Origin of the sequence: Paraclostridium sp. (assembly GCF_051656405.1) — a bacterium.
Classification (GTDB): Bacteria; Bacillota; Clostridia; order Peptostreptococcales; family Peptostreptococcaceae; genus Paraclostridium.
Genome location: NZ_JBOGBV010000015.1, coordinates 1 through 24,174 on the forward strand (window position 1 = coordinate 1; position 24,174 = coordinate 24,174).

17 protein-coding genes and 2 pseudogenes are annotated in these 24,174 nt (G+C 30.0%); 17 read left to right on the forward strand and 2 right to left on the reverse strand.

What is annotated here, in order from left to right; all coding sequences use genetic code 11:
• From ACRDDE_RS02500 to megL, 16 genes and pseudogenes are all read left to right on the forward strand, one after another.
• A pseudogene (locus ACRDDE_RS02500) lies at window positions 1–304 on the forward strand (diaminopropionate ammonia-lyase); the annotation flags it as partial.
• A 34-nt stretch (window positions 305–338) separates the two neighbouring features.
• Entirely contained in the window at window positions 339–1,526 is a 1,188-nt protein-coding gene (locus ACRDDE_RS02505) for a YgeY family selenium metabolism-linked hydrolase (protein ID WP_114542250.1), read from the forward strand.
• Between the two features lie 19 nt (window positions 1,527–1,545).
• Window positions 1,546–3,126: an N-acyl-D-amino-acid deacylase family protein gene (locus ACRDDE_RS02510; protein WP_438625298.1), complete on the forward strand. Its 1,581-nt coding sequence runs from the start codon at window positions 1,546–1,548 to the stop codon at window positions 3,124–3,126.
• Window positions 3,127–3,145: 19 nt separating this feature from the next.
• Window positions 3,146–4,474 carry a putative aminohydrolase SsnA gene (gene ssnA, locus ACRDDE_RS02515; protein WP_438625299.1) on the forward strand — a complete coding sequence of 443 codons (1,329 nt, stop codon included), beginning with the start codon at window positions 3,146–3,148 and terminating at the stop codon, window positions 4,472–4,474.
• A 26-nt stretch (window positions 4,475–4,500) separates the two neighbouring features.
• Entirely contained in the window at window positions 4,501–5,862 is a 1,362-nt protein-coding gene (locus tag ACRDDE_RS02520; protein WP_438625301.1) for a nucleobase:cation symporter-2 family protein, read from the forward strand.
• Between the two features lie 63 nt (window positions 5,863–5,925).
• Window positions 5,926–7,029 carry a 4Fe-4S binding protein gene (locus ACRDDE_RS02525; RefSeq protein ID WP_438625303.1) on the forward strand — a complete coding sequence of 368 codons (1,104 nt, stop codon included), beginning with the start codon at window positions 5,926–5,928 and terminating at the stop codon, window positions 7,027–7,029.
• A gap of 15 nt (window positions 7,030–7,044) precedes the next feature.
• The gene (hydA, locus tag ACRDDE_RS02530; RefSeq protein WP_438625305.1) at window positions 7,045–8,418 is read left to right on the forward strand and encodes a dihydropyrimidinase; all 1,374 of its coding nucleotides are present in this window, start codon (window positions 7,045–7,047) and stop codon (window positions 8,416–8,418) included.
• 10 nt (window positions 8,419–8,428) lie between these two features.
• Complete coding sequence (xdh, locus tag ACRDDE_RS02535) at window positions 8,429–10,987, forward strand: selenium-dependent xanthine dehydrogenase (RefSeq protein WP_438625307.1); 2,559 nt, start codon at window positions 8,429–8,431, stop codon at window positions 10,985–10,987.
• A gap of 130 nt (window positions 10,988–11,117) precedes the next feature.
• Entirely contained in the window at window positions 11,118–11,840 is a 723-nt protein-coding gene (locus ACRDDE_RS02540; RefSeq protein WP_438625309.1) for a DUF434 domain-containing protein, read from the forward strand.
• A gap of 27 nt (window positions 11,841–11,867) precedes the next feature.
• The gene (locus ACRDDE_RS02545) at window positions 11,868–12,707 is read left to right on the forward strand and encodes a MerR family transcriptional regulator (protein ID WP_438625311.1); all 840 of its coding nucleotides are present in this window, start codon (window positions 11,868–11,870) and stop codon (window positions 12,705–12,707) included.
• A gap of 97 nt (window positions 12,708–12,804) precedes the next feature.
• The gene (locus tag ACRDDE_RS02550) at window positions 12,805–13,506 is read left to right on the forward strand and encodes a B3/B4 domain-containing protein (protein WP_438625313.1); all 702 of its coding nucleotides are present in this window, start codon (window positions 12,805–12,807) and stop codon (window positions 13,504–13,506) included.
• A 446-nt stretch (window positions 13,507–13,952) separates the two neighbouring features.
• Window positions 13,953–15,383, forward strand: coding sequence for a Na+/H+ antiporter NhaC (nhaC, locus tag ACRDDE_RS02555; protein ID WP_438625315.1), 1,431 nt, complete (start codon window positions 13,953–13,955; stop codon window positions 15,381–15,383).
• Between the two features lie 16 nt (window positions 15,384–15,399).
• The gene (locus ACRDDE_RS02560) at window positions 15,400–15,675 is read left to right on the forward strand and encodes a hypothetical protein (RefSeq protein WP_438625316.1); all 276 of its coding nucleotides are present in this window, start codon (window positions 15,400–15,402) and stop codon (window positions 15,673–15,675) included.
• A 118-nt stretch (window positions 15,676–15,793) separates the two neighbouring features.
• Window positions 15,794–16,687 carry an SPL family radical SAM protein gene (locus tag ACRDDE_RS02565; RefSeq protein WP_438625318.1) on the forward strand — a complete coding sequence of 298 codons (894 nt, stop codon included), beginning with the start codon at window positions 15,794–15,796 and terminating at the stop codon, window positions 16,685–16,687.
• Between the two features lie 20 nt (window positions 16,688–16,707).
• Window positions 16,708–18,285, forward strand: coding sequence for a sigma 54-interacting transcriptional regulator (locus tag ACRDDE_RS02570; RefSeq protein WP_438625320.1), 1,578 nt, complete (start codon window positions 16,708–16,710; stop codon window positions 18,283–18,285).
• 247 nt (window positions 18,286–18,532) lie between these two features.
• Window positions 18,533–19,726 carry a methionine gamma-lyase gene (megL, locus tag ACRDDE_RS02575; protein WP_438625322.1) on the forward strand — a complete coding sequence of 398 codons (1,194 nt, stop codon included), beginning with the start codon at window positions 18,533–18,535 and terminating at the stop codon, window positions 19,724–19,726.
• A 53-nt stretch (window positions 19,727–19,779) separates the two neighbouring features.
• On the opposite strand, the gene ACRDDE_RS02580 is transcribed toward megL, so the two are convergent.
• Window positions 19,780–21,714 (reverse strand): FUSC family protein, encoded by a 1,935-nt coding sequence (locus ACRDDE_RS02580; RefSeq protein WP_438625323.1) that lies wholly within the window; start codon window positions 21,712–21,714, stop codon window positions 19,780–19,782.
• A 370-nt stretch (window positions 21,715–22,084) separates the two neighbouring features.
• Between ACRDDE_RS02580 and nhaA the strand changes: the two are divergent.
• A pseudogene (gene nhaA, locus ACRDDE_RS02585) lies at window positions 22,085–23,215 on the forward strand (Na+/H+ antiporter NhaA); the annotation flags it as partial.
• Between the two features lie 111 nt (window positions 23,216–23,326).
• Here nhaA and ACRDDE_RS02590 read toward each other — a convergent pair.
• Window positions 23,327–24,073: a hypothetical protein gene (locus ACRDDE_RS02590; protein ID WP_438625324.1), complete on the reverse strand. Its 747-nt coding sequence runs from the start codon at window positions 24,071–24,073 to the stop codon at window positions 23,327–23,329.
• Between the last annotated feature and the right edge of the window lie 101 nt (window positions 24,074–24,174).

The following is a 24,174-nucleotide window of genomic DNA, read 5'->3' on the forward strand; positions in this document are numbered from 1 at the left end:
AGGATTTGAAATATTAAAGAACTATTCAGGAGCTTTTGTTTCAGCACCAGATTGGGTTTCAGCTAAAGGAATGAGAGTATTAGGAAATCCATTAACAGGAGATACAAAAGTTATATCAGGAGAATCAGGAGCTGTAACAACAGGATTATTAGCAGCTATGATGAGCGATGATAAATTAAAAGATCTTAGAGAAGCATTAAAACTAGATAAAGATTCTAGAGTATTACTAATAAGCACTGAAGGAGATACAGATCCAGAGAAATATAGAAGCATAGTTTGGGACGGAGAATGTGCAAGTATATAGATAATAATTAGAAAAATTAAGGGGGATTAATAGGATGTTAAATGAACAAAGAAAACAAGAATTAACTGAGTTGTGTCAATCGTTAATAAGAAATGCAAGTTATTCAGGACATGAAGAAAATGTAGTAAAAGCAATAGAAGAAAACTTCAAAAAGCTAGGATTTGATAGCTGGTTTAGAGATGAATACGGAAACATAATAGGTTGTATAAAAGGAAACAAAGAAGGAAAGAAAATATTATTTGATGGACATATAGATACAGTAGAAGTACCAGATGAAAGTAAATGGACATTCCCTCCATTTGCTGGAGTTATAAATGATGGCAAAATATATGGTAGAGGTACTTCTGACATGAAAGGTCAGTTAAGTGCAATGATAGCTGCTGTTTCATACTTTGCAGAAGATACAAAAAAAGACTTTGAAGGTGAATTATATGTAGCAGGTGTAGTTCATGAAGAAATATTTGAAGGTATAGCAGCTAGAAAAATAAGTGAAGCTGTTAAACCAGATTATGTTGTTATAGGTGAATCTTCAGAGCTTAACTTAAAGATAGGGCAAAGAGGTAGAGGAGAAATAGTAGTAGAAACTTTCGGAAAACCAGCTCACTCTGCTAACCCACACAAAGGAATAAATGCAGTATATAAAATGTCTAAGATAATAGAAAAAATACAAAACCTAGAGCCACCTACTCATCCAGTATTAGGGCCTGGAATATTAGTTTTAACTGATATAAAATCTTCTCCATACCCAGGAGCTTCAGTAGTGCCAGATTATTGTAAAGCTACTTTTGATAGAAGATTATTAGTAGGAGAAACTAAAGAAGGAGTGTTAGCTCCAATACAAGCATTATTAGATGAAATGATGAAAGAAGATCCAGAATTAGATGCTAAAGTTTCTTATGCTATAGGATGTGAAGGATGCTACACAGGAAATAAAATAGAAGGTGAAAGATTCTTCCCAGGTTGGTTATATGATGAGCAAGATGAGTTTGTTCAAGCGGCATACAAAGGATTAAAAGAAGCTGGAATAGATAGTCAAATAACTCAATACTCATTCTGTACAAATGGAAGTCACTATGCAGGTGAGGCAGGGATAAAAACAATAGGATTTGGACCTTCAAAAGAAAATCTTGCTCATACAATAGATGAATATATAGAACAAGAGCAATTATTTATAGGAGCAGAAGGTTACTACGGAATACTTAAATCAGTTTATAAAAAATAAATAAATAGGGGTAAGTGTTATGAAAATTTTAATAAAGCAAGGGCTAGTAGTTGATGGTACTAATACAGAACCATTTATAGGTGATGTGTTAATTAATGATGATAAGATAAGTAAAATATCAACTGAGATTACAGAAGATGTAGATAGGATAATAGATGCAAGCGGTAGAGTAGTATGTCCTGGTTTTATAGATACTCATAGCCACTCAGACCTTATGATTTTAGTAAATCCATTTAATGAAATAAAGATAAGACAAGGAATAACAACAGAAGTGTTGGGCCAAGATGGTATATCTATGGCTCCACTTCCTAAGGAATTTATTCCTTCATGGAGAAAAAATCTAGCAGGCCTAGATGGTGAAAGTGACGAGATAGATTGGGAATATGAAACTACTGATAACTATCTTACTATGATGGAAGGTAACGGAGTAGGATTAAATGAAACTTACTTAGTTCCTCATGGAAATATTAGAATGGAAGCTATGGGATTAGAAGATAGACCAGCAACTAAAGAAGAAATTGAAAAGATGTGTGAAATCACAGAAAGAGAATTAAAAGCAGGAGCTATTGGATTATCTACAGGGCTTATATATATACCATGTGCTTATTCTATGACTGAAGAGATAATAGAAATGTGCAAGGTTGTTGCAAAATATGATGGAGTATTTGTTGTCCATCAAAGAAGTGAAGCTGATACGATTCTTACATCTATGGAAGAAATAATAACAATAGGAAAAGAATCTGGGGTTAAGGTTCATTTTTCACATTTCAAAGTGTGTGGAAAAGATAATTGGAAGTATATACCTCAAGTTTTAGAGTTATTGGAGAAAGTTAAATCAGAAGGTATAAAAGTTTCATTTGACCAATATCCATATGCTGCAGGTAGCACTATGCTTGGAGTAGTTCTTCCTCCTTGGGCACATTCAGGAGGGACAGATAAGCTATTAGAAAGATTACAAAACGAAGATGATAGAAATAGAATGAAAAAAGATATCGAAAATGGAATAGAAGGTTGGGATAACTTTATTCAATTTGCAGGAATAGATCAAATTTTTGTTACAAGTGTAAAGAATAAAAAGAATGAAAATACAATAGGTAAAAGTCTATTAGAAATAGGTGAAATGAGAGGTAAAGATCCTGTTGATGCTACTATGGACCTATTATTAGAAGAAGAAAATGCAGTTGGAATGGTAGATTTTTACGGACTAGAAGAACATATTATAACTTTCATGAAGAGAGAAGAACAAAATGTTTGTACAGATGGGCTATTGTCAGGAAAGCCACATCCAAGAGCATACGGATCATTCCCTAAAATATTAGGAAGATATGTTAGAGAATTAGGCGTATTGACTTTACAAGAAGCAGTTCATAAAATGACTAAAAAAGCTGCACAAAGTTTCAGTATAAAAGATAGAGGTCAACTAAAAGAAGGATACTTTGCAGATATAGTTATCTTTGATAAAGACAAAGTTTCAGGATGTGATGATTATATTGACTCTACTCAATATCCAACAGGTATAGATTATGTAATCATAAATGGAAACTGTGTAATTGAAGAAAATGAATATAAACATATTAAGGCTGGTAAAGTATTGAGATAACCTTGGGAGGTATCAAAACATGATATTAGTTGGAAATGGGAGATTGATAACTAAAAATGAACAAAATCCATATATGGATGATGGGTGTGTAGTTATTGAAGGAAATGTTATAAAAGAGATTGGTACAACTAAAGAAATGAAGGAAAAGTACTCAGATTATGAGTTTATAGATGCGAATAAAAGGGTAATAATGCCGGGGCTTATAAACACTCATATGCATATATATAGTTCTTTTGCTAGGGGAATGGCTGTACCAGGAAAACCATCAGAAAATTTTATGGAAATTCTAGAAAATTTGTGGTGGAGATTAGATAAAAAACTTACTTTAGAAGATACAAAATATAGTGCTTATGCTACTTATATAGATTGTATAAAAAATGGAGTTACAACAGTATTTGACCACCATGCAAGTCCATTTGCTATAGAGGGAAGTTTATTTACTATAAAAGATGTAGCTAAAGACTTAGGTATTAGAACAAATCTTTGTTATGAAGTATCTGATAGAGATGGATTGAAAACGATAGATCAAGGAATTCAGGAAAACGTTAATTTTATAAAGTTTGCTCAAAATGATGAATCAGATATGGTAAAAGGTATGTTTGGCCTTCATGCAGCTTTTACGTTATCTGATGAAACTTTAGAAAAATGTGCAAATGAAATGGCTAATCTAGATGCTGGATATCATGTACATACAGCAGAGGGGATAGATGATGTCATTATAAATAAAGAAAAATACAATAAAAAGGTTGTACAAAGATTAAATGATTTCAATGTTTTAAATGATAAAACTATAGCAGTTCACTGTATTCATATAGATTCTGAAGAAATGGAATTAATAAAAGAAAATAAATCTTTTGTTGTACATAATCCAGAATCTAATATGGGAAATGCAGTTGGATGTGCTCCTGTAGTTCATTTATTAAACAAAGGAATAACTGTTGGATTAGGAACTGATGGATATACAAGTGATATGTTTGAATCTTTAAAGGTTGCAAATATAATACACAAACATCAATTAAGAGATCCAAGGGTTGGATGGGCAGAAGGGCCAACTATGTTATTTGAAAACAATAGAAAAATAGCGAGTAAACATTATAAAAAAGATCTAGGAGTTTTAAAAGAGGGAGCATATGCTGATGTAATAGTTGTAGATTATATACCGCACACTCCGCTTAATGAAAATACAGAAAACGGACACATAATATTTGGGATGACAGGAAGAAGTGTTGATACAACCATTATAAATGGAAAAATATTGATGAAGGATAGGATTTTATTAAATGTTGATGAAGAGTCGGTATTAGCAAAGAGTAGAGAGATGAGCAACAAATTGTGGGATAGAATATAAAAAATAATATAAAAGGGGGACTATAAATGTCTCAAGAAAAAAGCCCTAAAATAGCTCCAGTGGATGAGAGAATACCGGTATCCAAGTCATGGATATTCTCATTACAACACGTATTAGCAATGTGTGCAGGAGCGGTGGCAGTTCCTATGATGGTAGGAAGTGCTGCAGGACTAGACCATGAAAGTATAGTTTTTTTAATTAGTGCTTGTATATTTATGGCGGGGGTAGGAACGCTGATACAAGCTTTTGGTATAGGAAATATTGCAGGTGCTAAGATTCCGGTAATCGAAGGAACTAGCTTTGCGGCTGTTGCAGCCATGACATCTATAGCTTCATCATACCAAGATCCAAATCTAGCTATGCAAACTGTGTTTGGGGCAGTTATGGCAGCAGGATTATTATGTATAATAATAGCTCCAGTATTTGAAAAAATAATAAGATTTTTCCCAAAAGTAGTCACAGGAACAGTAGTATTGGTAATTGGAGTATCGCTATTACCAGTTGGGATTAAGTGGATAACTGATAGTAAAGTAGGGCCAGCTGAACCGTCTCAAGTAGGATTAGCATTAGCTGTATTAGCTATAACTATTGTGCTATTTAAGTATTTAAGAGGGATCTGGAATAGTGCAGCAATACTTTTTGCAATAGTAATAGGAACAGTATTAGCAGGTGTATTAGGTATGGCTGATTTTAGTAATGTATCTAGTGCAAGTTGGTTTAGTGTTAATGTACCTTTAAAATTTGGGATGCCAGTATTTGAACCATCAGCAGTAATATCTTTAGGATTAATAATGTTAGTACTAATGACTGAATCATTAGGAAACATGATGGCAATACATGAGATGGTAGATAAAGACATAGATGGTGCAAATATAAAAAGAGCATTAAGAGGAGATGGTATCTCAACTTTTCTATCTAGTATATTCAACTCATTCCCAATAACTCCATTTGCTCAAAATACAGGGCTTGTTGGATTGATGGGAATAAAGTCAAGATACATAGCGATACATGCAGGTATTATCTTATTGGTATTAGGATTTATACCTAAATTTGCATCAATAATAGCAGCAATACCTAAACAGGTTCTTGGTGGAGTAGGATTCGCGATGTTTGGGATGGTTTTAGTAGGTGGAATAAGAACTTTAAGCAAAGTTGAATTTAATGGGACAAAAAATGGAGTAATTGTAGCAATAAGTGTTGGACTAGCTATGATACCTTTAGCAAATCCTGATTTTTATCATAACTTCCCAAATTGGGTGCAAACAATATTCCATAGTGGGATAACAACAGGAAGTTTAGCTGCAGTTTTACTGAACATATTCTTTAATGAATTAGGAAGTAAAAAAGAATCAAACAATGATAATGAAACAGATGAAAAAGCAGTTTAAATATATTGATTAGAATACGTTTTGTGAAAATATAAACAAAAATGAAAAAGGGGAGATTAAAAAATGGCAAATTTACAAGTTAAAATACACGATATGGAGTTTCCAAATCCAATAATGACAGCAGCAGGACCAGGAGCTAAAGATGGAGATTTATGTATAGAAGCTGTAAAAGGTGGAGCAGGAGGTATATGCACAAAAACTATATCTGTACTTCCAGCAGATGTACCAAGACCATGTATGGCAAATACTAATAGCGGGTTCTTAAATACGGAGTTATGGTCTGAATTACCAAAAGAGCAATGGATAGCTGAAGAATACGCAAAAGCTAAAAGTGCAGGAGTTCCAGTGATAATAAGTATGGGATATACAGCAGAAGATATAGCTAAGGTTGCACCACTTGTTAAGCCTTATGCAGATGCAGTTGAATTGTCTACACATTATGTAGGAACAGATGTAACTCCGATAGTAAATGCTTTAAAAGCTGCAAAAGATGCACTAGACGTACCAGTATTTATGAAAATGAGTCCTCACACTGATATACAAACAATAGCAAAAGCTGTTGAAGAAGCAGGAGCAGATGGACTTGTAATGATAAATTCATTTGGTCCATGTATGGCAATAGATGTTGAAACAGGATTCCCTATAATGGGAAGTAAAACAGGATACGGATGGTTATCAGGAGCTCCAATAAGACCATTAGCAGTAAGATGTATATACGAAGCTTCTAAAGTTGTAAACATACCAATAATAGGTGTAGGAGGAATAACTTGCGGAAGAGATGTTGCTGAAATGATGATGGCTGGGGCTTCAGCAGTACAAACTTGTACAGAAGCAATACTTAAAGGACCTCAAGTATACGGAAAAATAGCTAGAGAATTAAACGAATTCTTAGAAGCAAATGGATATTCAGATGTAAATGAAATAAAAGGATTAGCACATAAGAAAGTTCAAGAGATGGAATTTAGAACTCATTCAGTAGCTCCACAAGTAGATCAAGATAAATGTATAAAGTGTAAGAAATGCGTAACAAGTTGTGTATACGAAGCAATTGAAGTTGGAGATGAAATGGTTATAGATGAAGATAAATGTTTTGGATGCGGATTATGCGTGACACGATGTCCAAAGAGAGCATTAACAATGCAAATGGGTGCTGTAGAAGCAAAGTAAAGGCAGGAAATTAAAATGGGGCTAATTTTACAAGGTGGAACAATAGTAACGGATGTAAAATCCTATAAAGCAGATGTAAGAATTGAAAATGGAAAAATAGCTGAAATTGGGGCTGATTTATTTAAAGAAGGAGATGAGATAGTACCTATAAATGGGTGCTATCTTGTACCTGGAGGAATAGATACTCACACTCATTTTGACTTAGATGTTGGAACTACTATAACAGCTGATAATTTTGAAACAGGAACTAAAGCAGCTATAGTTGGAGGTACAACTACAATACTAGATTTTGCTACTCAATCAAAAGGACATACATTAAATGATGGTCTTAGAGAATGGCATGATAAATCTAGTGGAAAATGCTATTCAGATTATGGATTTCATATGGCTATGACAGATTGGAATGATAATACATCCAAAGAAATGGAAGATATGATAAATGAGGGTGTTACGTCATTTAAAATGTATATGGCATATAAAGATACACTACAAGTTGATGATGGTATTATATTCAAAGCTTTGAAAAGAGCTAAGGAGTTAGGCGTGCTTATAGGATTCCACTGTGAAAATGGAGATATAATAAGTGAGTTAATAAATGAATGTAAAGAGAATAATCAATTATCACCTAAATATCACCAACTAAGTAGACCATCAGATGTAGAAGTAGAGGCTACTTATAGATTGATGAAAATTGCAAAGACTGCAAATGCACCTGTATATGTAGTTCATTTAAGTTCAAAGGATGCGTTAGAAGAAGTTAAAAAAGCTAGATTGGATGGGGTTAAAGTATATACAGAAACTTGCCCACAATATTTGCTTTTAGATGATAAATTATATGATTTAGATGGGTTTGAAAGTGCTAAGTATGTAATGTCACCACCGCTTAGAACAAAAGTCGACAATGATGCCTTATGGAAAGCTTTAGAAAAGGGAGACATTGATACTATAGGAACAGACCATTGTTCATTTAATTATAAAGGGCAAAAGGATATTGGGATAAATGATTTTAGTAAAATTCCAAATGGAGGCCCAGGGGTTGAACATAGAATGGTTCTTTTATATACATACGGAGTTAAAGAAGGAAAAATAAGTATGAATAAATTTGTAGAGTTAACATCTACAAAAGCAGCAAAGTTATTTGGAATGTATCCTCAAAAAGGAAGCATTGAAGTGGGTAGCGATGCAGATATAGTGGTCATAGATCCTGAAATGAAAAATACAATAAGTGCAGAAAATCAAACTCAAAATACGGACTATACTCCATATGAAGGATACGAAGTTGATTGCCAGTTTAGGCATGTATTTTTAAGGGGGATTGAAATTATAAAAGAAGGAAAGTTAACAGTAGAACATCCTACTGGAAAGTATATAGTAAGAACTATAAACTAGGGGGTCATATATGTTTGAATTCACATTAAACGGGGAAACTGTTCAAGCAAAAGAAAATAAAAAACTATTAGAGTTTTTAAGAGAAGATATGAACATAACTTCTGTAAAAAATGGATGTGCAGAGGGTGCATGTGGAACTTGTATGGTTATTATAGATGGTAAAGCTACAAAAGCTTGTGTATTTAATACACAAAAGTTAGTAGGTAAAAATATTGTTACCATAGAAGGAATGTCTGAAAAAGAAATGGATGCATATGCATATGCATTTACAAATGCAGGAGCAGTACAATGTGGGTTCTGCATACCTGGGATGGTAATAAGTTCTAAAGCATTACTAGATGTAACTCCAGATCCAACAGAAGCAGAAATAAGAAAAGCCTTAAGAGGAAACATATGTAGATGTACAGGATATGTAAAGATAGTAGAAGCAGTAAAGCAAGCTGCTAAAATACTTAGAGAAAACATAGAAGTTCCAAAAGTTGAGTGTAAAGGGCTTGTTGGAGATAAATTACATAGGGTGGATGCAGTAGCAAAAACTTTAGGTAAAGCAGAGTATGTAGATGATATTAGAATAGATGGAATGATTTATGGATCTGCAGTAAGAACTATGTATCCAAGGGCTTTAGTAAAAAAAATAGATATAGAGGAAGCTAAAAAATATCCAGGTGTAGTAGCTGTATTAACAGCTAAAGATATACCAGGAACAATAAAAGTAGGTCACTTAAAGAAAGACTGGGATACATTAATTCCAGAAGGTGAAATTACTAGATACTTAGGGGATTCGGTAGCATTAGTAGCTGCAAAATCAAAGGAAGCTTTAGAAGAAGCTAAGAAGTTAGTAAGGGTTGAGTATGAAGAGTTAAAACCTTTAACTTGTCCAGCAGAAGCATTAAAAGAAGATGCTCCTGAAATTCATGAGGGTGGAAATGTTTTAGTAGAAAAAGAATTAGTAAGAGGAAATGCTGATGAAAAAATAAAAAATTCTAAGCATGTAGTAACAAGAAGATATTCTGTTCCATTTAATGAACATGCTTTTTTAGAACCAGAATGTGCAGTAGCTGGTCCTTATGAAGATGATGGTGTAATAATATATTCTTCGGATCAAGGAGTATATGCAACTCAACATGAGTGTGCAGATATGCTAGGCCTTCCACATGAAAAAGTTAGAGTAATAAATAAAATGGTTGGCGGAGGATTTGGAGGTAAAGAGGATATGAGTGTTCAACATCATGCTGCTTTACTTGCATATCACACGAAGAAGTATGTAAAGGTTCAGTTAACAAGAAAAGAAAGTATAATAGTGCATCCCAAAAAACATGCAATGGAGATGGAATTTACAACTTCATGTGATGAAAATGGATATTTAACAGCACTAAAAGCTACAATAGTTTCAGATACTGGGGCATATGCATCACTAGGAGGACCTGTATTAGAGAGAGCATGTACACATGCAGCGGGACCTTATAATTATCAAGATATAGATATACATGGGAAGGCTGTATATACAAATAATCCTCCAGGAGGAGCATTTAGAGGATTTGGAGTAACACAAAGTTGTTTTGCCACAGAATCTAACTTAAATTTACTAGCGGAAATGGTAGGAATATCTCCATGGGAGATAAGATATAGGAATGCTATAAGACCAGGGCAAGTATTGCCAAATGGACAAATAGCAGATGAAGGAACAGCTATGGTAGAAACACTAGAGGCTGTTAAGAAAGAATATGATAAATACCCTTATGCAGGAATAGCTTGTGCTATGAAAAATGCAGGGGTAGGAGTAGGAATACCTGATATAGGTAGATGTAAGTTAGCTATAAAAGATGGGAAAATACATTTAAGAACAAGTGCATCTTGCATAGGCCAAGGATTAGCAACAACTATGATTCAAATGCTTTGTCAGACTACAGGGTTAAAACCAGAAGATGTTATATACCAAGCTCCTGATACTCATTTAACTCCTGATTCAGGAAATACTACAGCATCTAGACAAACTGTATTTACAGGAGAGGCAACAAAAAATGCATGCCTTGAACTTAAAAAGGAACTAGATTCTGGGAAAACAATAAAGGACTTAGAGGGTCAAGAGTTTTTAGGAACATATTCTAGTGTGACAGATAGAATGGGATCTGATAAAGAGAATCCAGTAAGTCACGTTGCTTATGGATATGCTACTCAAGTTGTAATATTAGATGAAAATGGAAAGTTAGAAAAAGTTATAGCTGCACATGATGTTGGTAGGGCAGTTAATCCAATTAATGTTGAAGGTCAAATAGAAGGTGGAGTGGTAATGTCGTTAGGATACGCGCTTACGGAAACTTATCCATTAGAAAATTGTGTACCTAAAGCTAAATATGGAACACTAGGGCTTTTTAAATCAACAGATGCGCCACCAATAGAGCCTATAATAATAGAAAAAAATAAAGATGGATTGGCATATGGAGCTAAAGGTATAGGTGAAATAACAGCAATACCAACGGCACCTGCAACAGCAAATGCTTATTATAGATATGATAAAGAGTTTAGAACTAGCTTACCTCTTATAAATACACCTTATAAGAAAAAATAAAATGCTAACTATTAAAAAATAGACCCCTTTTGTCCGGGGCCTATTTTTTATTTTACTAATTTTAATATGTAATTTGTAGAATAATAAATATTATAAATACCAAAACTGATTTAAGGTGGTGAACTAAAAGATGAGCAAAATATCTAAAAGAGGTTATGATGAACATGATAAAAGATGGTTTTCTGATAAAGAGCTTATAAGATTGAAAAAAGCTAAAGAAGAAGTTGAGTGGCTAATAAATAGAGACTATAAAATAGATGCTGTAGTAAACTTTGTATGCAATAGATATCAATTTTCAAATAGACAAAGGGATTGTATAAAAAGGATAGTGTGTTCTAATGAAAATAAACATATAAGAAAAAACAAGATGGTAGATATAGATGAGATAAGTGAAGGACCTATATATATAGATGGATTTAATACTATAATAACGCTAGAAGTAGCTTTATCAAAGGGTACATTAATATTAGGAAGTGATGGGAATATTAGAGATTTAGCAGGACTTAGAGGTACATATAAAGTCATTGATAAAACAGAAGAAGCTCTAATATTAATAGGTGATTTTTTAGAGAAAAACAATTGTAAATCAGTGCTTTTTTATTTGGATTCTCCGGTATCTAATTCTGGAAACTTAAAACATAAGATACTTGAATGTTTTGATCAAAGAAGAGTAGATGTTGATGTAAATATAGTAAACAATCCAGATGTTGTTTTAGAAAAGCTAGATAGAGTAGTTAGTAGTGATGCAATAATAATCGATAAATGTATAAGTTACTTTAATATGACTAGATCTATAATTGAAGAATATATAAAAGAAGCTAATATCATTAATCTAAATGATATAATTAACTAAAAAGCATTGATTATAGAGAGGATATAAATGAGTAATAAAACCAATATAAAAGATTTATTTACAATAGGAGAAATAGCAATTTTATTTGATATTAATAAAAAAACATTAAGATATTATGATGAAATAGATTTATTTAAGCCAAGTTATATAGACGAGAAAAACAACTATAGATATTACACAACAAATCAATTTGAAAAATTAAATACTATAATTTATCTAAAAAGCATGGGAATACCTCTAAGTAAAATAAAATCCCATTTAGATAATAGAAGTATAAATAACACTCTTAACTTATTTGAAATTCAAGAAGAAGCAATTAAGAAAAAGATAGAAGAATTAGAAATTATACAAAACAAAGTTAAGGGTAGGATTAGTAAAATAAAAGACTCAATAGACTATGAAAAAATAAATAAAATAATAGAAGCTGATATTGATGAGAGGTCTATTGTTTTATTAAAGGAAGAAGTTAAGACAAACAAAGACTTAGAGATTTCTATTAGAAAGCTAGAAAATAAGGCAAATAAAAAATCATCTATATTTTTAGGAGAAGTAGGGGTCTCTATATCTAAAGATAAATTAAAGAATAAATTATTCAAAGAGTATGACTCAACTTTTATTTTTGTAGAAAATAAAAAATACAGTGAAGAAATAAGCAAAATTTTACCTAAAGGAAGATATATATGTTTAAGGTTTAATGGATTACATGATGATTCTGATATTTACTATGAAAGAATTTTAAAATATATAGAACAAAATAACTATGAAATATTAGAGGATTCAATAGAAATAACCTTAGTAGATTCAGGATTAACTACAAATTATTCAGAATATGTAACAGAAATACAAATACTAGTAAAAAAATATTGACATTCCAGCTACTGGAATGTTTATTATTTTTATAATAAACATGGTAGTAAAATACGAGTTTTATTATAAATAGGACTTAAAGTTTTGGAGGATTAATATGAAATTTAGTGTATCGAGTGAAGTCTTTGAAAAGTTAGATAATGTTTGTTTTGGAGTTATAGTAGCAAAGGGAATTGACAATAGCTTAGTAAAAAATGATATTGTAGAAAAATTAAACCAATCAATAAAAAACTGTGAAGATAAGTTTAAAGACACTAAGGTTAAAGAATTAGAGGGCATACTATATTATAGAGATGCATTTAAAGAACTAGGAATTAACCCAAATAAATTTATGAGTTCTATTGAAGCTATGCTTACTAGAACATCTAAAGGTAAAGGACTACCTAATATAAGTCCTATTGTAGATTTAGGAAATGCAGTATCTTTAAAATATATGGTTCCATTAGGAGCACATGATATAGATACATTAGATGGGGATATAGAGGTTAGATTTTCTAAAAATGGAGATAGTTTTATTCCTTTAGGAACTGAAGAAACAGAAATTTTGGAAGATGGCGAATTAATTTATTCAGCTGGGGATAATGTAAGAACAAGAAGATGGATATGGAGACAAAGTGAACAAGGAAAAATTACTAATGAAAGTAAGAACATATTTTTTCCTATAGATGGATTTGCAGATAAAAACTATGATAGTGTTATATCTGCAAGAGATGAATTAGCAAGTCTACTAAAAGAAGTATTTTCTTGTGATATAGAGGTAGGATTTATAGATAAGGATAATACTGAATTTGAAATATAAAATTAGTAAAAAAGGTTTAATGGGTGTCCTATTCAACCCATTAAACCTTTTATTTGTTTAATGGGTTAAAAATGTAACGAAATCCAATGATTAGGTAAATTAAATTTAAAAAGGGTTTTTTAATAAAATAAAAAAACATTTACTCAAATTTCAATGATTATACGTAATGTATTTTTAAAAAAATTAATTTGGCACAGATATTGCTTAATAGTATTGTGAAATAAAAGTATAAGGATGGTGACTTTAGGGTTTTAGGAAAAGGATATCAAGATAGACATGAGGTTAATGAGTAATTTACTAGATACAAATATTTAAAAAAGAATAACAGGAATACAATCGTAATTTAAAAGATATTGACATTCCTGTAACTGGAATGTTTATTATCGTTATAACAAATATTCTAGAAAAATATAAACAAAAGAGATTAAAAAGGATGGACAGTTAAAATGAGCAAAAATATAGAAAAAAGAAAACCTACGTTTCAGTTTGCAGTATTAGTAATGGTTGCAATTATATCTTTAACTACAGTTGGAATGGTTGTTTTTAAGGCATCTATAACAACAATGTTTTTATTATCATGGTTAATAGTAGTTCCTGCTGCTATGAAGTTAGGTTATACAAATAGCGAAATTGAAGAAATGGGATTTGATATGGGAAAAGGTGCATTTCAATCTAATATAATTGTACTTTCTGTTGGGGTATTAATTGCTACATGGATAGCAGCTGGAACTATTCCAACCATAGTATATAGTGGACTTGCTATAATAACACCTAAATATTTTTTAGTTACAACATTAGTAGTATGTTCTTTAACATCTATAGCTACGGGAACTTCATGGGGGACTTTAGGTACTTCAGGGATAGCTTTAATGAGTATTGGAACTAGTATGGGGGTTCCTGCTGGGTTAACAGCTGGAGCTATAATATCTGGCGCGTTTTTTGGAGATAAGATTTCTCCTCTTTCAGATTCTACGAATTTATCAGCAGCAGTTTGTAAAACCGATGTTATAACTCATATAAAACATATGACTTTATCGGCAGTTCCGGCTTATATAATTTGTGTAGTTTTATATACAGTTATAGGATTTAAATATGCTAATAATACTATAGATTACAATCAAATAAATCAAGTAATGGAAGTTTTAAAAGCTAATTTCAATATAGGATTTGTTTCAATAATACCAATAATATTTTTACTTATTCTATTACTTTTACAAAAACCATCTATAGTTTCCATACTAGCTTCTGGAGTAGTAGGCGCAATTATAGCCTTTTTCCAAGAAGGGGAAAGTGTTAGTAAGTTACTAAATTATATGCTTAATGGTTTTTCTATAGATACAGGTCTTGAATATACAGATAAACTATTAAATCGTGGTGGAATAATGAGTATGGCAGAGACTGTATTATTAGTATTTATAGTATTTGTTATAGCTGGAATTTTACAAAAGGCAGGGTTTTTAGAAGTTTTATTACAACCTATGTTAAGTAAGATAGGAAAGTCTAGAACTAAATTAATTGGAACTACATTTATATCTAGTTATCTTGCAAATGCGTTTAGTTCTTCTATGATGTTTACATCTGTATTTGTAGGAACTATAATGGAACCTTTATATAAGGAATTTAACTTAAAACCTGAAAACTTATCAAGGATTATACAAGATACTGCAACCTTAGGGGCTCCACTAATTCCATGGAATTCAAATGCAATATTTTGTAGTCAGACATTAGGAGTTAGTGCCTTTGAATTTATTCCATACTGTTTCCTAAACTGGATAACTCCTTTAATAACATTTATATATGGAGTTACAGGATTTACAATGAAAACATACACAGAAGAAGAAATTAGTATAATGAGAGAGGTTGAAGAAGCTATATAAAAAAGGAGAAATTAATATGGAGTTTCATTATTATTATATAATTCAAGATATTGTAGGCGTACTTATGGCATTTATAGGTATAAGGATGTTTACATTAAGTATAAGAATGATTTTATCAAATAAAAAATCTAAAAATGGAATATTAATATCTATTAATTATGCTTTAGTTACAATTGCTGGTGTTAACTTATTATTTAATAACTTCGGATTAAAGCCTTGGATTGTAAGTATAATCTTGATACTTTTAAGTTTATTAATTACAAATATAGTTAAAATTGATAAAACAATATAAATATACATTAAATAAAACTCATGTCCATTGGATATGAGTTTTTTTTGTTGATTTTAAAAATTATATATGGTAAAACCGTATTAAGCAAAAAGCTAATATGGAAAGGGTTGAGGTATCGATGGAGTTTATACCTGCAAAAACTATTGTATCTGGATATAAAGAAAACCCACATTGGTTTGGAATTAATTATGGGATGAATATATATAAAGGTTGTTGCCAAGGATGTATATACTGTGATTCTAGAAGCAACTGCTATCAAATAATAGAGTTTGATAGAGTCAGAATTAAAGAAAATTCAACTGAAACAATAAAAAAAGAACTTAAGTCAAAGAAAACAAAAGGGGTTGTAGGTACAGGTGCTATGAGTGATCCATACAATCCATTTGAAGAAAAATTTATGTTAACAAGAGAAGCTTTAAAAGCAGTAGATGAAAATAGATTTGGAATATCAATTGCTACTAAAAGTGATTTAATAACTAGAGATATAGATATATTAAAAAGAATACAAAGTCATTCACCTACTATTATAAAGATAACTATAACTACATATGATGATAATTTATGTAAAAAGGTAGAGAGCAATGTCTGCCCAACATCTAAAAGATTTGAAGCTTTAAAAAATCTTTCAGACAATGGAATATATGCAGGAGTATTATTAATGCCGATATTACCTTTTATTAATGACAATGAAGATAATATAAAAAATATTATTAAAAAGGCTTATGAATCTGGAGCTAAATTTGTATTCACTTATGGATTAGGGGTTACGTTAAGACAAAATCAAAGGGAATACTATTTTGAACAATTAAGAAAGATATTTCCTGATGAAAATCTAGATAAAAGGTACGAAAAAATTTACGGGGAATCTTATGAAAATGGAGCTAGGAATTATGAGCATCTATGGAATGTTTTCAAAGAAGAGTGTGAAAAATATAATCTTTTATATAAAATGAAAGATATTATAAATGATTATAAAAATAAATATGAAAAAACTCAAATTAGTTGGTTTTAATATAAAAGGGAGACGTTTGTATGGTTAGGTTTGAAGTAAATACAAAAGATAGATTTGGTATTACAACCGAGATTTTGTACAAGCTTTACAATAAAAAGATAGATTTAGTATCTATGGAAGTTTTTCCTACAAAGGTGTGTATAAAAATAAATGATATTGATGCAAAAACTAAAGAAATATTAAAAGAAGCCATTTGTAGCATAGCAGATGTAATATCAGTAAATGAAGTAGAGCTTTTATCTTATGAAAAAAATGAGAGACAACTTCTTGCAGTTATTAACTCAGTAGATGAAGGAATTATATCTATTGATAAGGACTTTAAAATTAATATATTCAATAATTACTGCCAAGAATTATTTAATTATAAAAAAGCAGAAGTAGTAGGCAGAGACATTAGAGAAATTGTAGGAAATGATGATATAATTGCGGACTTAGTTAACAAGGGAATAGAGTACGATAATATAAAATCTAGTTTGGAACATGGAGATACTACAAGCAGTTATATTACTACAGGTAGAAGAATAACTAATGACTATGATGAAACTGTAGGAGCAGTTATTTCTATTAAAGATGTTAATAAAGCTAAACAACTTGTTAAAATAATAAATAAAAATAATGATGGTCCGTTTAAAGATATAATTGGAAATAGTAAAAGCATGGGTAAAGTAAAAAAAGTAACTACAACAATAGCTAAAAGTAATTCTACTGTTTTATTAAGGGGCGACAGTGGGACAGGTAAAGAGCTCTTTGCAAATGCTATTCATAACTTAAGTGATAGAAAAGACGAAAGATTTGTAGCTATTAACTGTGCTGCACTGCCAGATAGTTTATTAGAAAGTGAGTTATTTGGATATGAAAAAGGAAGTTTTACAGGAGCAATGCAAAGCGGTAAAGAAGGTTTATTTAAAGAAGCTAATAAAGGAACTATATTTTTAGATGAAATAGGAGAATTATCAATGATTCTTCAAGCTAAACTGCTTAGAGTTTTACAAGAAGGAAAAATAAGAAAAATAGGAAGTAGCAAAGAAGAAGCTGTTGATGTTAGGGTAATAGCGGCTACTCATAAAAATCTTGAAAAGATGATAAAAGATGGAACTTTTAGAGAAGATTTATATTATAGATTAAATGTAATTCCTATTAAGATACCAAATTTAAAAGAACGACTAGATGATATACCTATATTAGTTCAATTTTTTATAAATAAACTTAATAAGAAGTTAAATAAAGATATAAGAGGTTTTAAGAAAGAATTTATAGATGAGTTAATGAGTTATGATTGGCCAGGGAATGTAAGAGAACTTCAAAATTTAATTGAGAGAGCTATGAATTTATGCAATGGAGATATTTTAACTACTCAACATATTGTTATAGACTCTATATATAAAGATGAAGATATTACTGATAGTTTTATAGAAGAAGATGAAGAGGTAGAATTTAACTCATTAAAAGAAGAAATGGAAAGATATGAAAAAGAAATAATTATGAAAGTATATGATTCAAATAAAAGTTATAGATCAAGTGCAAAAATACTAGGGATATCTCACACTGCAGTTATGAATAAAATTAAAAAATATAATATAAAGGAAGATGATTTGTAAATAAAGCTTTACATATGTAAATAAATATTTACAGTAAGTATAATGATTTGTAAATAAAGGTTTACATTAAAAAATTATCTTTGAAAATATAAATTCCAACTTTGTGTAAACGTTTCGAAAAATAGCGTATTTTCAATGTTTTTGCGTTTTTAAAATTAACTAAATATTTTTATTCGAAAATAAAAAAGTTTGGCATGAGAGTTGCTCATATATAATAGCGTAAATAAATTTAAAGGGGGAACTCAAAATGGAAAACTTAAAGAATAAAAAATTCGCAACAAAAGCTATACACGGAGGACATAAAAAGGATCCAGTATCAGGGGCTTTAACTACACCTATATATCAAACATCAACTTTCGTATTTGATAGTGCTGAACAAGGTGGTAGAAGATTTGCATTAGAAGAAGATGGATTTATATATTCAAGACTTGGGAACCCAACAAATGCGCAACTAGAAGAAAAAATGGCACTATTAGAAAATGGAGAAGCTTGTATGTCAACAGGTTCAGGAATAGGTGCTATAACTTCAGCATTATGGACTGCATTAAAAGCAGGAGATCATATAGTTGCAAGTAAAACTTTATATGGTTGTACTTATGCAATGTTAAACCATGGAATAAGCAGATACGGAGTAGAAGTTACTTTTGTAGATGCAACTAACTTAGATGAAGTAAAAGGAGCTATGAAAGAAAACACAAAAGTTGTTTACTTAGAAACTCCAGCTAACCCAGACTTAAAATTAGTTGATATAGAAGCTATATCTAAAATAGCTCATAAAGTAGAAGGTTGTATGGTATTTGTTGATAATACTTTCTGCACTCCATACTTACAAAGACCACTTGAATTAGGAGCTGACGTTGTTGTTCACTCTGCTACTAAATACTTAAATGGACACGGAGATGTTATAGCAGGTTTCGTTGTTGGTAAAAAAGACTTTATAACTCAAGTGAGATTATTCGGAGTTAAGGATATGACAGGTTCTGTTTTATCTCCATTTGATGCTTACTTAATATTAAGAGGTATGAAAACTTTACAAATAAGAATGGATAGACACACTAAGAATGCTATAGAAGTTGCTAAATTCTTAGAATCTCATCCAAATGTAGAAACAGTTAGCTACCCAGGACTAGAAAGTTTCCCACAATATGAATTAGCTAAAAAACAAATGGATATGCCAGGAGGTATGATAGCATTTGAAGTTAAAGGTGGACTTGAAGGTGGTAAAAAACTACTAAACTCTTTAGAGTTATGTACTCTTGCAGTTAGTTTAGGTGATTGTGAAACATTAATACAACACCCTGCTTCAATGACTCATTCTCCATATACTCAAGAAGAAAGAGCTGAAGCTGGAATATCTGAAGGATTAATAAGAATATCTGTTGGTCTTGAAGGTGCAGAAGATATAATAGCAGATTTAAAACAAGGTTTAGATAGATTATAATAAATATGTATAAATAAAAAAGGCTACAATTCTATGAAATTGTAGCCTTTTTATTAATTAAAAGCAGTTAGATAGTTATATAAAGTAGATTGATTTGATTCGCTGTAATTCATGTCATTTATTATATTTAATATTCTAGATATTTTTATAAATAAAATCTTTTCTTTTATGTTAGATGCAGACTTGGTAGTTTCTTGCATTCGTGATTCCATAATATCTAGATTACTAGAATTAATTAATATAGATTCTACATTAGATAGTATTTTATTAAATACTTGATCATCTTTTTCTAGTAAATGTATTTGGTATAAATCATTCATTAAAACTTTGTTTTTACTTATAAATGATTTATCCATATTTAAACCATTTTGATTTAAGTAACTTATTCTTAAGTCTATTAAATCTGGGATTAAATATAATATTCCTATAACACTTGTATTTTTATTACCCTCATTAAGAAGAACTTCTCCAAGCATTTTTCTAGAAGAATCTCTTTGAATGTTGTTTAAGTTATTTTCCTCATCTAATAGTTTACGATTAAATACGAATTTATTGGCTACTAAAGATATAGCAATACCTATAACAACAAATACTATTCTATTTATTATTATAAAGTTAGGATTTGGAACGTATAATGCAGCTGAAGCTACAGCTGATACTGTAACAAATGCAACTAAATTTCTATAATCAGATACATACGACATTAGGTATCCAGCTAGTACTAGCATTACAGTTCTTAAACCAGGGTCAGTAACTACATTAAATAAAATAGCCATCACAATTGAACCCATTATAGTACCTATTATTCTCTTTTTTGACTTGCGAATAGTGTACTCTGAATGTGGTTGTGACAATGCAAAAACTGTGTACACTGCCCACTCTCCATATTCTATATTGAAGAATTTAACAATAAAGAATGTCAATGAAACAACTAAACCTAATCGTATACCATAAGCAAATCGAGGAGACTTGAGCTTCATAAGGTTTTTCTGAACGTGTAGTTCTTTAAACTCTTGAGGTATAGAAAGTTCATTTTGTATATTTTTTTGATTATTAACTGTATTTTTATATATTCTTAGTTCTACACTTAAAGTTTTAGCTACATCAATAAAGTCATAAACAGCTTCGATATCTGTAATATCTAGTGAGTATAAATTAATTTCATTATACGTATCTTCTAAGTCATTTATATTAATATCAAATTTATCATTTTTTATATCATTTACTACAGAAAATATATCGTTTAGAATTTGTGAAGAATAACTTTTATTTTTTATAGTATCTAGTATAGAATTTATTTTCTCTAGACAAGATAACACATTCATTGTGTTTACTCCGCATTCTGTAAAATGAGACTCACTTTTTCCACTCTCAAATATTAGCGATTTAAGATTATTTATATTCAAAGATAAAGATGTATCTATATTTTCAGTATCATTTTGTGACTTTAATAAATCAATTTTGATTAATAAATCATTTACTACTGTGTTGAACATAGCATTTCTTGATTTAGTTAGTTTATTTTTATTAGCTAACAACTGAACACCCATTATCATAAATGCTCCTGCAACTAGAGATAAAAGTCTTAGAGGCAATTGAGATATTGAGATAGGGGAAACTATCATTAACATATAGTGTAAGCCTACCATCATATTAACAGGTTTTTTTAATTCATAACTAAAATAATAACCTATAAATAACATTGTTGAAAAGTTAAGTATTAATCCTAATAACGCATTTTGAGAAACTAAAAAAGCAGATAATCCAAATGCTAAATTAAGAACTATTAAGTTTAATAGGTTTTTAATGGGATTTAGGGTTAAATCCGTTTGTAATAGTACAAGCATAAGCACAACTGTCGTAACCCCTATAAGGGAATTTTCTGGTTTGAATATAGTTTTAAACAAACTCACTAATAAAACTACAAATATAAAAATTAAAGTTTTAGAAAAAATTAGTGATATAATTTCTTTTTTATTTTTTTTCATTCTTCTATTTTCGCTCCTTCACATATGAACATTTTTAAAATAATATCATATGTTTTTAGAAAAACCAAGTTGTTCATACGATACATGAGTGAACTAGAAAAAAATTTATTTATAAAATGTTCTTTATAAAATGCAACATATTTGTACTTTTTTTATTATATTTCGAATGCGTCTGTATGAATTTTAATAAATAAAGTGAATAATTCATCTATAAAATAATTTTAAAATAAAACGAATTGACGCCTATTAAGGATATAGAGTAAAATTTCTCAGTACAGTAGAATTTATAATTTTAAAAAGAAAGGAAATTTGAAATGTATGAAAAGTAGGTTTAAGAATATAATTAGCTCAGAGGTGTTTACCAGGCGTATTACTTATAGTTTCAACAATAGTTTCTTTATTAATAGCAAATAGTCAACATGGAGAAGTATACCATAATTTATTAAGTAAATTTCCACTATTAGGAGACTTTAATATGCATATGATAATAAATGATTTTTTAATGGCAATATTTTTCTTATTTGTAGGACTTGAAATAAAAAATGAGATATTAAATGGAAACTTATCTAGTTTTAAAAAGGCTTCATTTCCTATAATAGGTGCTATTGGTGGAGTTCTGGTTCCGGCAATTGTATTTTTAATATTTAATTCTAATACAAATTATTCTATTGGAGTAGGAGTACCTATATCAACTGACATAGCCTTTGCAATAGGTATATTTATGATATTAAAAAATAAGCTAAATCCAGCATTAAAGATATTTTTATTATCTTTAGCTGTTGTTGATGATTTAATATCTATTTTAGTAATAGGAGTATTGTATTCTTCAGATATAAACATAGGTTTTTTAATACTTTCAGTTATAACATTTGGGGTATTAATTTTAATGAATAGAAGAAACATAGATAAAGTTACTCCATACATGATGGTAGGTATGGTTTTATGGATATTTATTTACTATAGTGGCATACATGCGACTATAAGTGGAGTACTAATTGCTATTTCTATACCATCTAGAAAAATAATAGTTTCAAAACAACCTATGATGAATAGGTTAGAACATAAATTAGCTCCTTTATGTAACTTAGTTATACTACCTTTATTTGCTTTAGCAAATACAGCTATAAACTTAAACATAGATATAGACTTTAATTCAACAAATACATTAATAACAGGAATCGTAATGGGATTAGTGGTTGGAAAGCCACTTGGAATAATGTTATTTACTTGGCTAGGAACTAAACTTCATGTAACAGAAAAGCCAGAAGGCGTAGAATGGTCATCCATAATACCTGTTGCATTACTAGCTGGAATAGGTTTTACAATGTCTATATTCGTGTCTGAAATAGCTTTTGGAGGTAATGGAGAACTTGTTAATATATGTAAAATATCTATACTATCAGCATCTATAGTTTCTATAATTTCAACATACTTAGTTTCATCTATGATTCATTTATATAAACAAAGAACGGATAATTTAATTGAGGCTAAGAGTGCATGATATTTATAAGGAAACAGATAAACTTATGAAATTAATTAAGTAAAATCTAGCTCGTAAATTATATCTATAGTTATTTATAGATTTAGCGAGCTAGATTTATTTATAAAATGGTTAATTTAATTTAAAAAAATTTAAAGCTTTTTCTTTTTCTTCTTCGCTAGCAAGCCAAGTTTTTATAAATGGATATTCTAAAATAACTTGAAAATCATTACTAACATTAAGTTTATGAATAATAATCATATAACTTGGAGTAGGAATTACTTCATGAATATAGCTTATTGCACCCCAATGGTCGTCTTTTACAGGATATCTTAGACCCAAAAGAAAGTTTTCTACTGTATAAATAAAAGCATAAAAAGATGGAGAAGGATGATCCATATTTGCTAAAATATCTCTATTAGCATCATACATATATCCCTTTTGAGATAATATACATTGTAAGTTTTTGTAGTTTTCAATTTTATATAATTGATCTATATAGTCTGGACTAAACATGTTATCACTATCAATTCTTATATGAAAGACATATTTATATGGACTAATAATTTCTTTTATTAAGTTATCTCCATCATCTGTAAAAATTATATTGTCAGGTAACTTTGGATATCTAGATAGAGAATCAGCTATTATATCTTTTGTTCCAGGGGTATGTCTTAATATACATTTGAAATTTTGATTAGTTTGGTTTATAAGACTTTTAGCTGTATAATCCATAAATACATCTATTCTTGGATCTATCCATTCTTTGGCTTGAGCTTTTTGGGATATGGGGGAGTAAAGAATTTTAAATCCACACCAAAAAGGATGATCTAATATATTGAATGGAATATCTATAATCATTATCTTTTCATTAAGCATGAAAGTTACACTCTCCTATAGAGTTATAAGTTAGATAAAAGTATTATCTAGTTTATAATATTCACAGTTCATAATTATTGTCACATTTTGATTTATTAGAG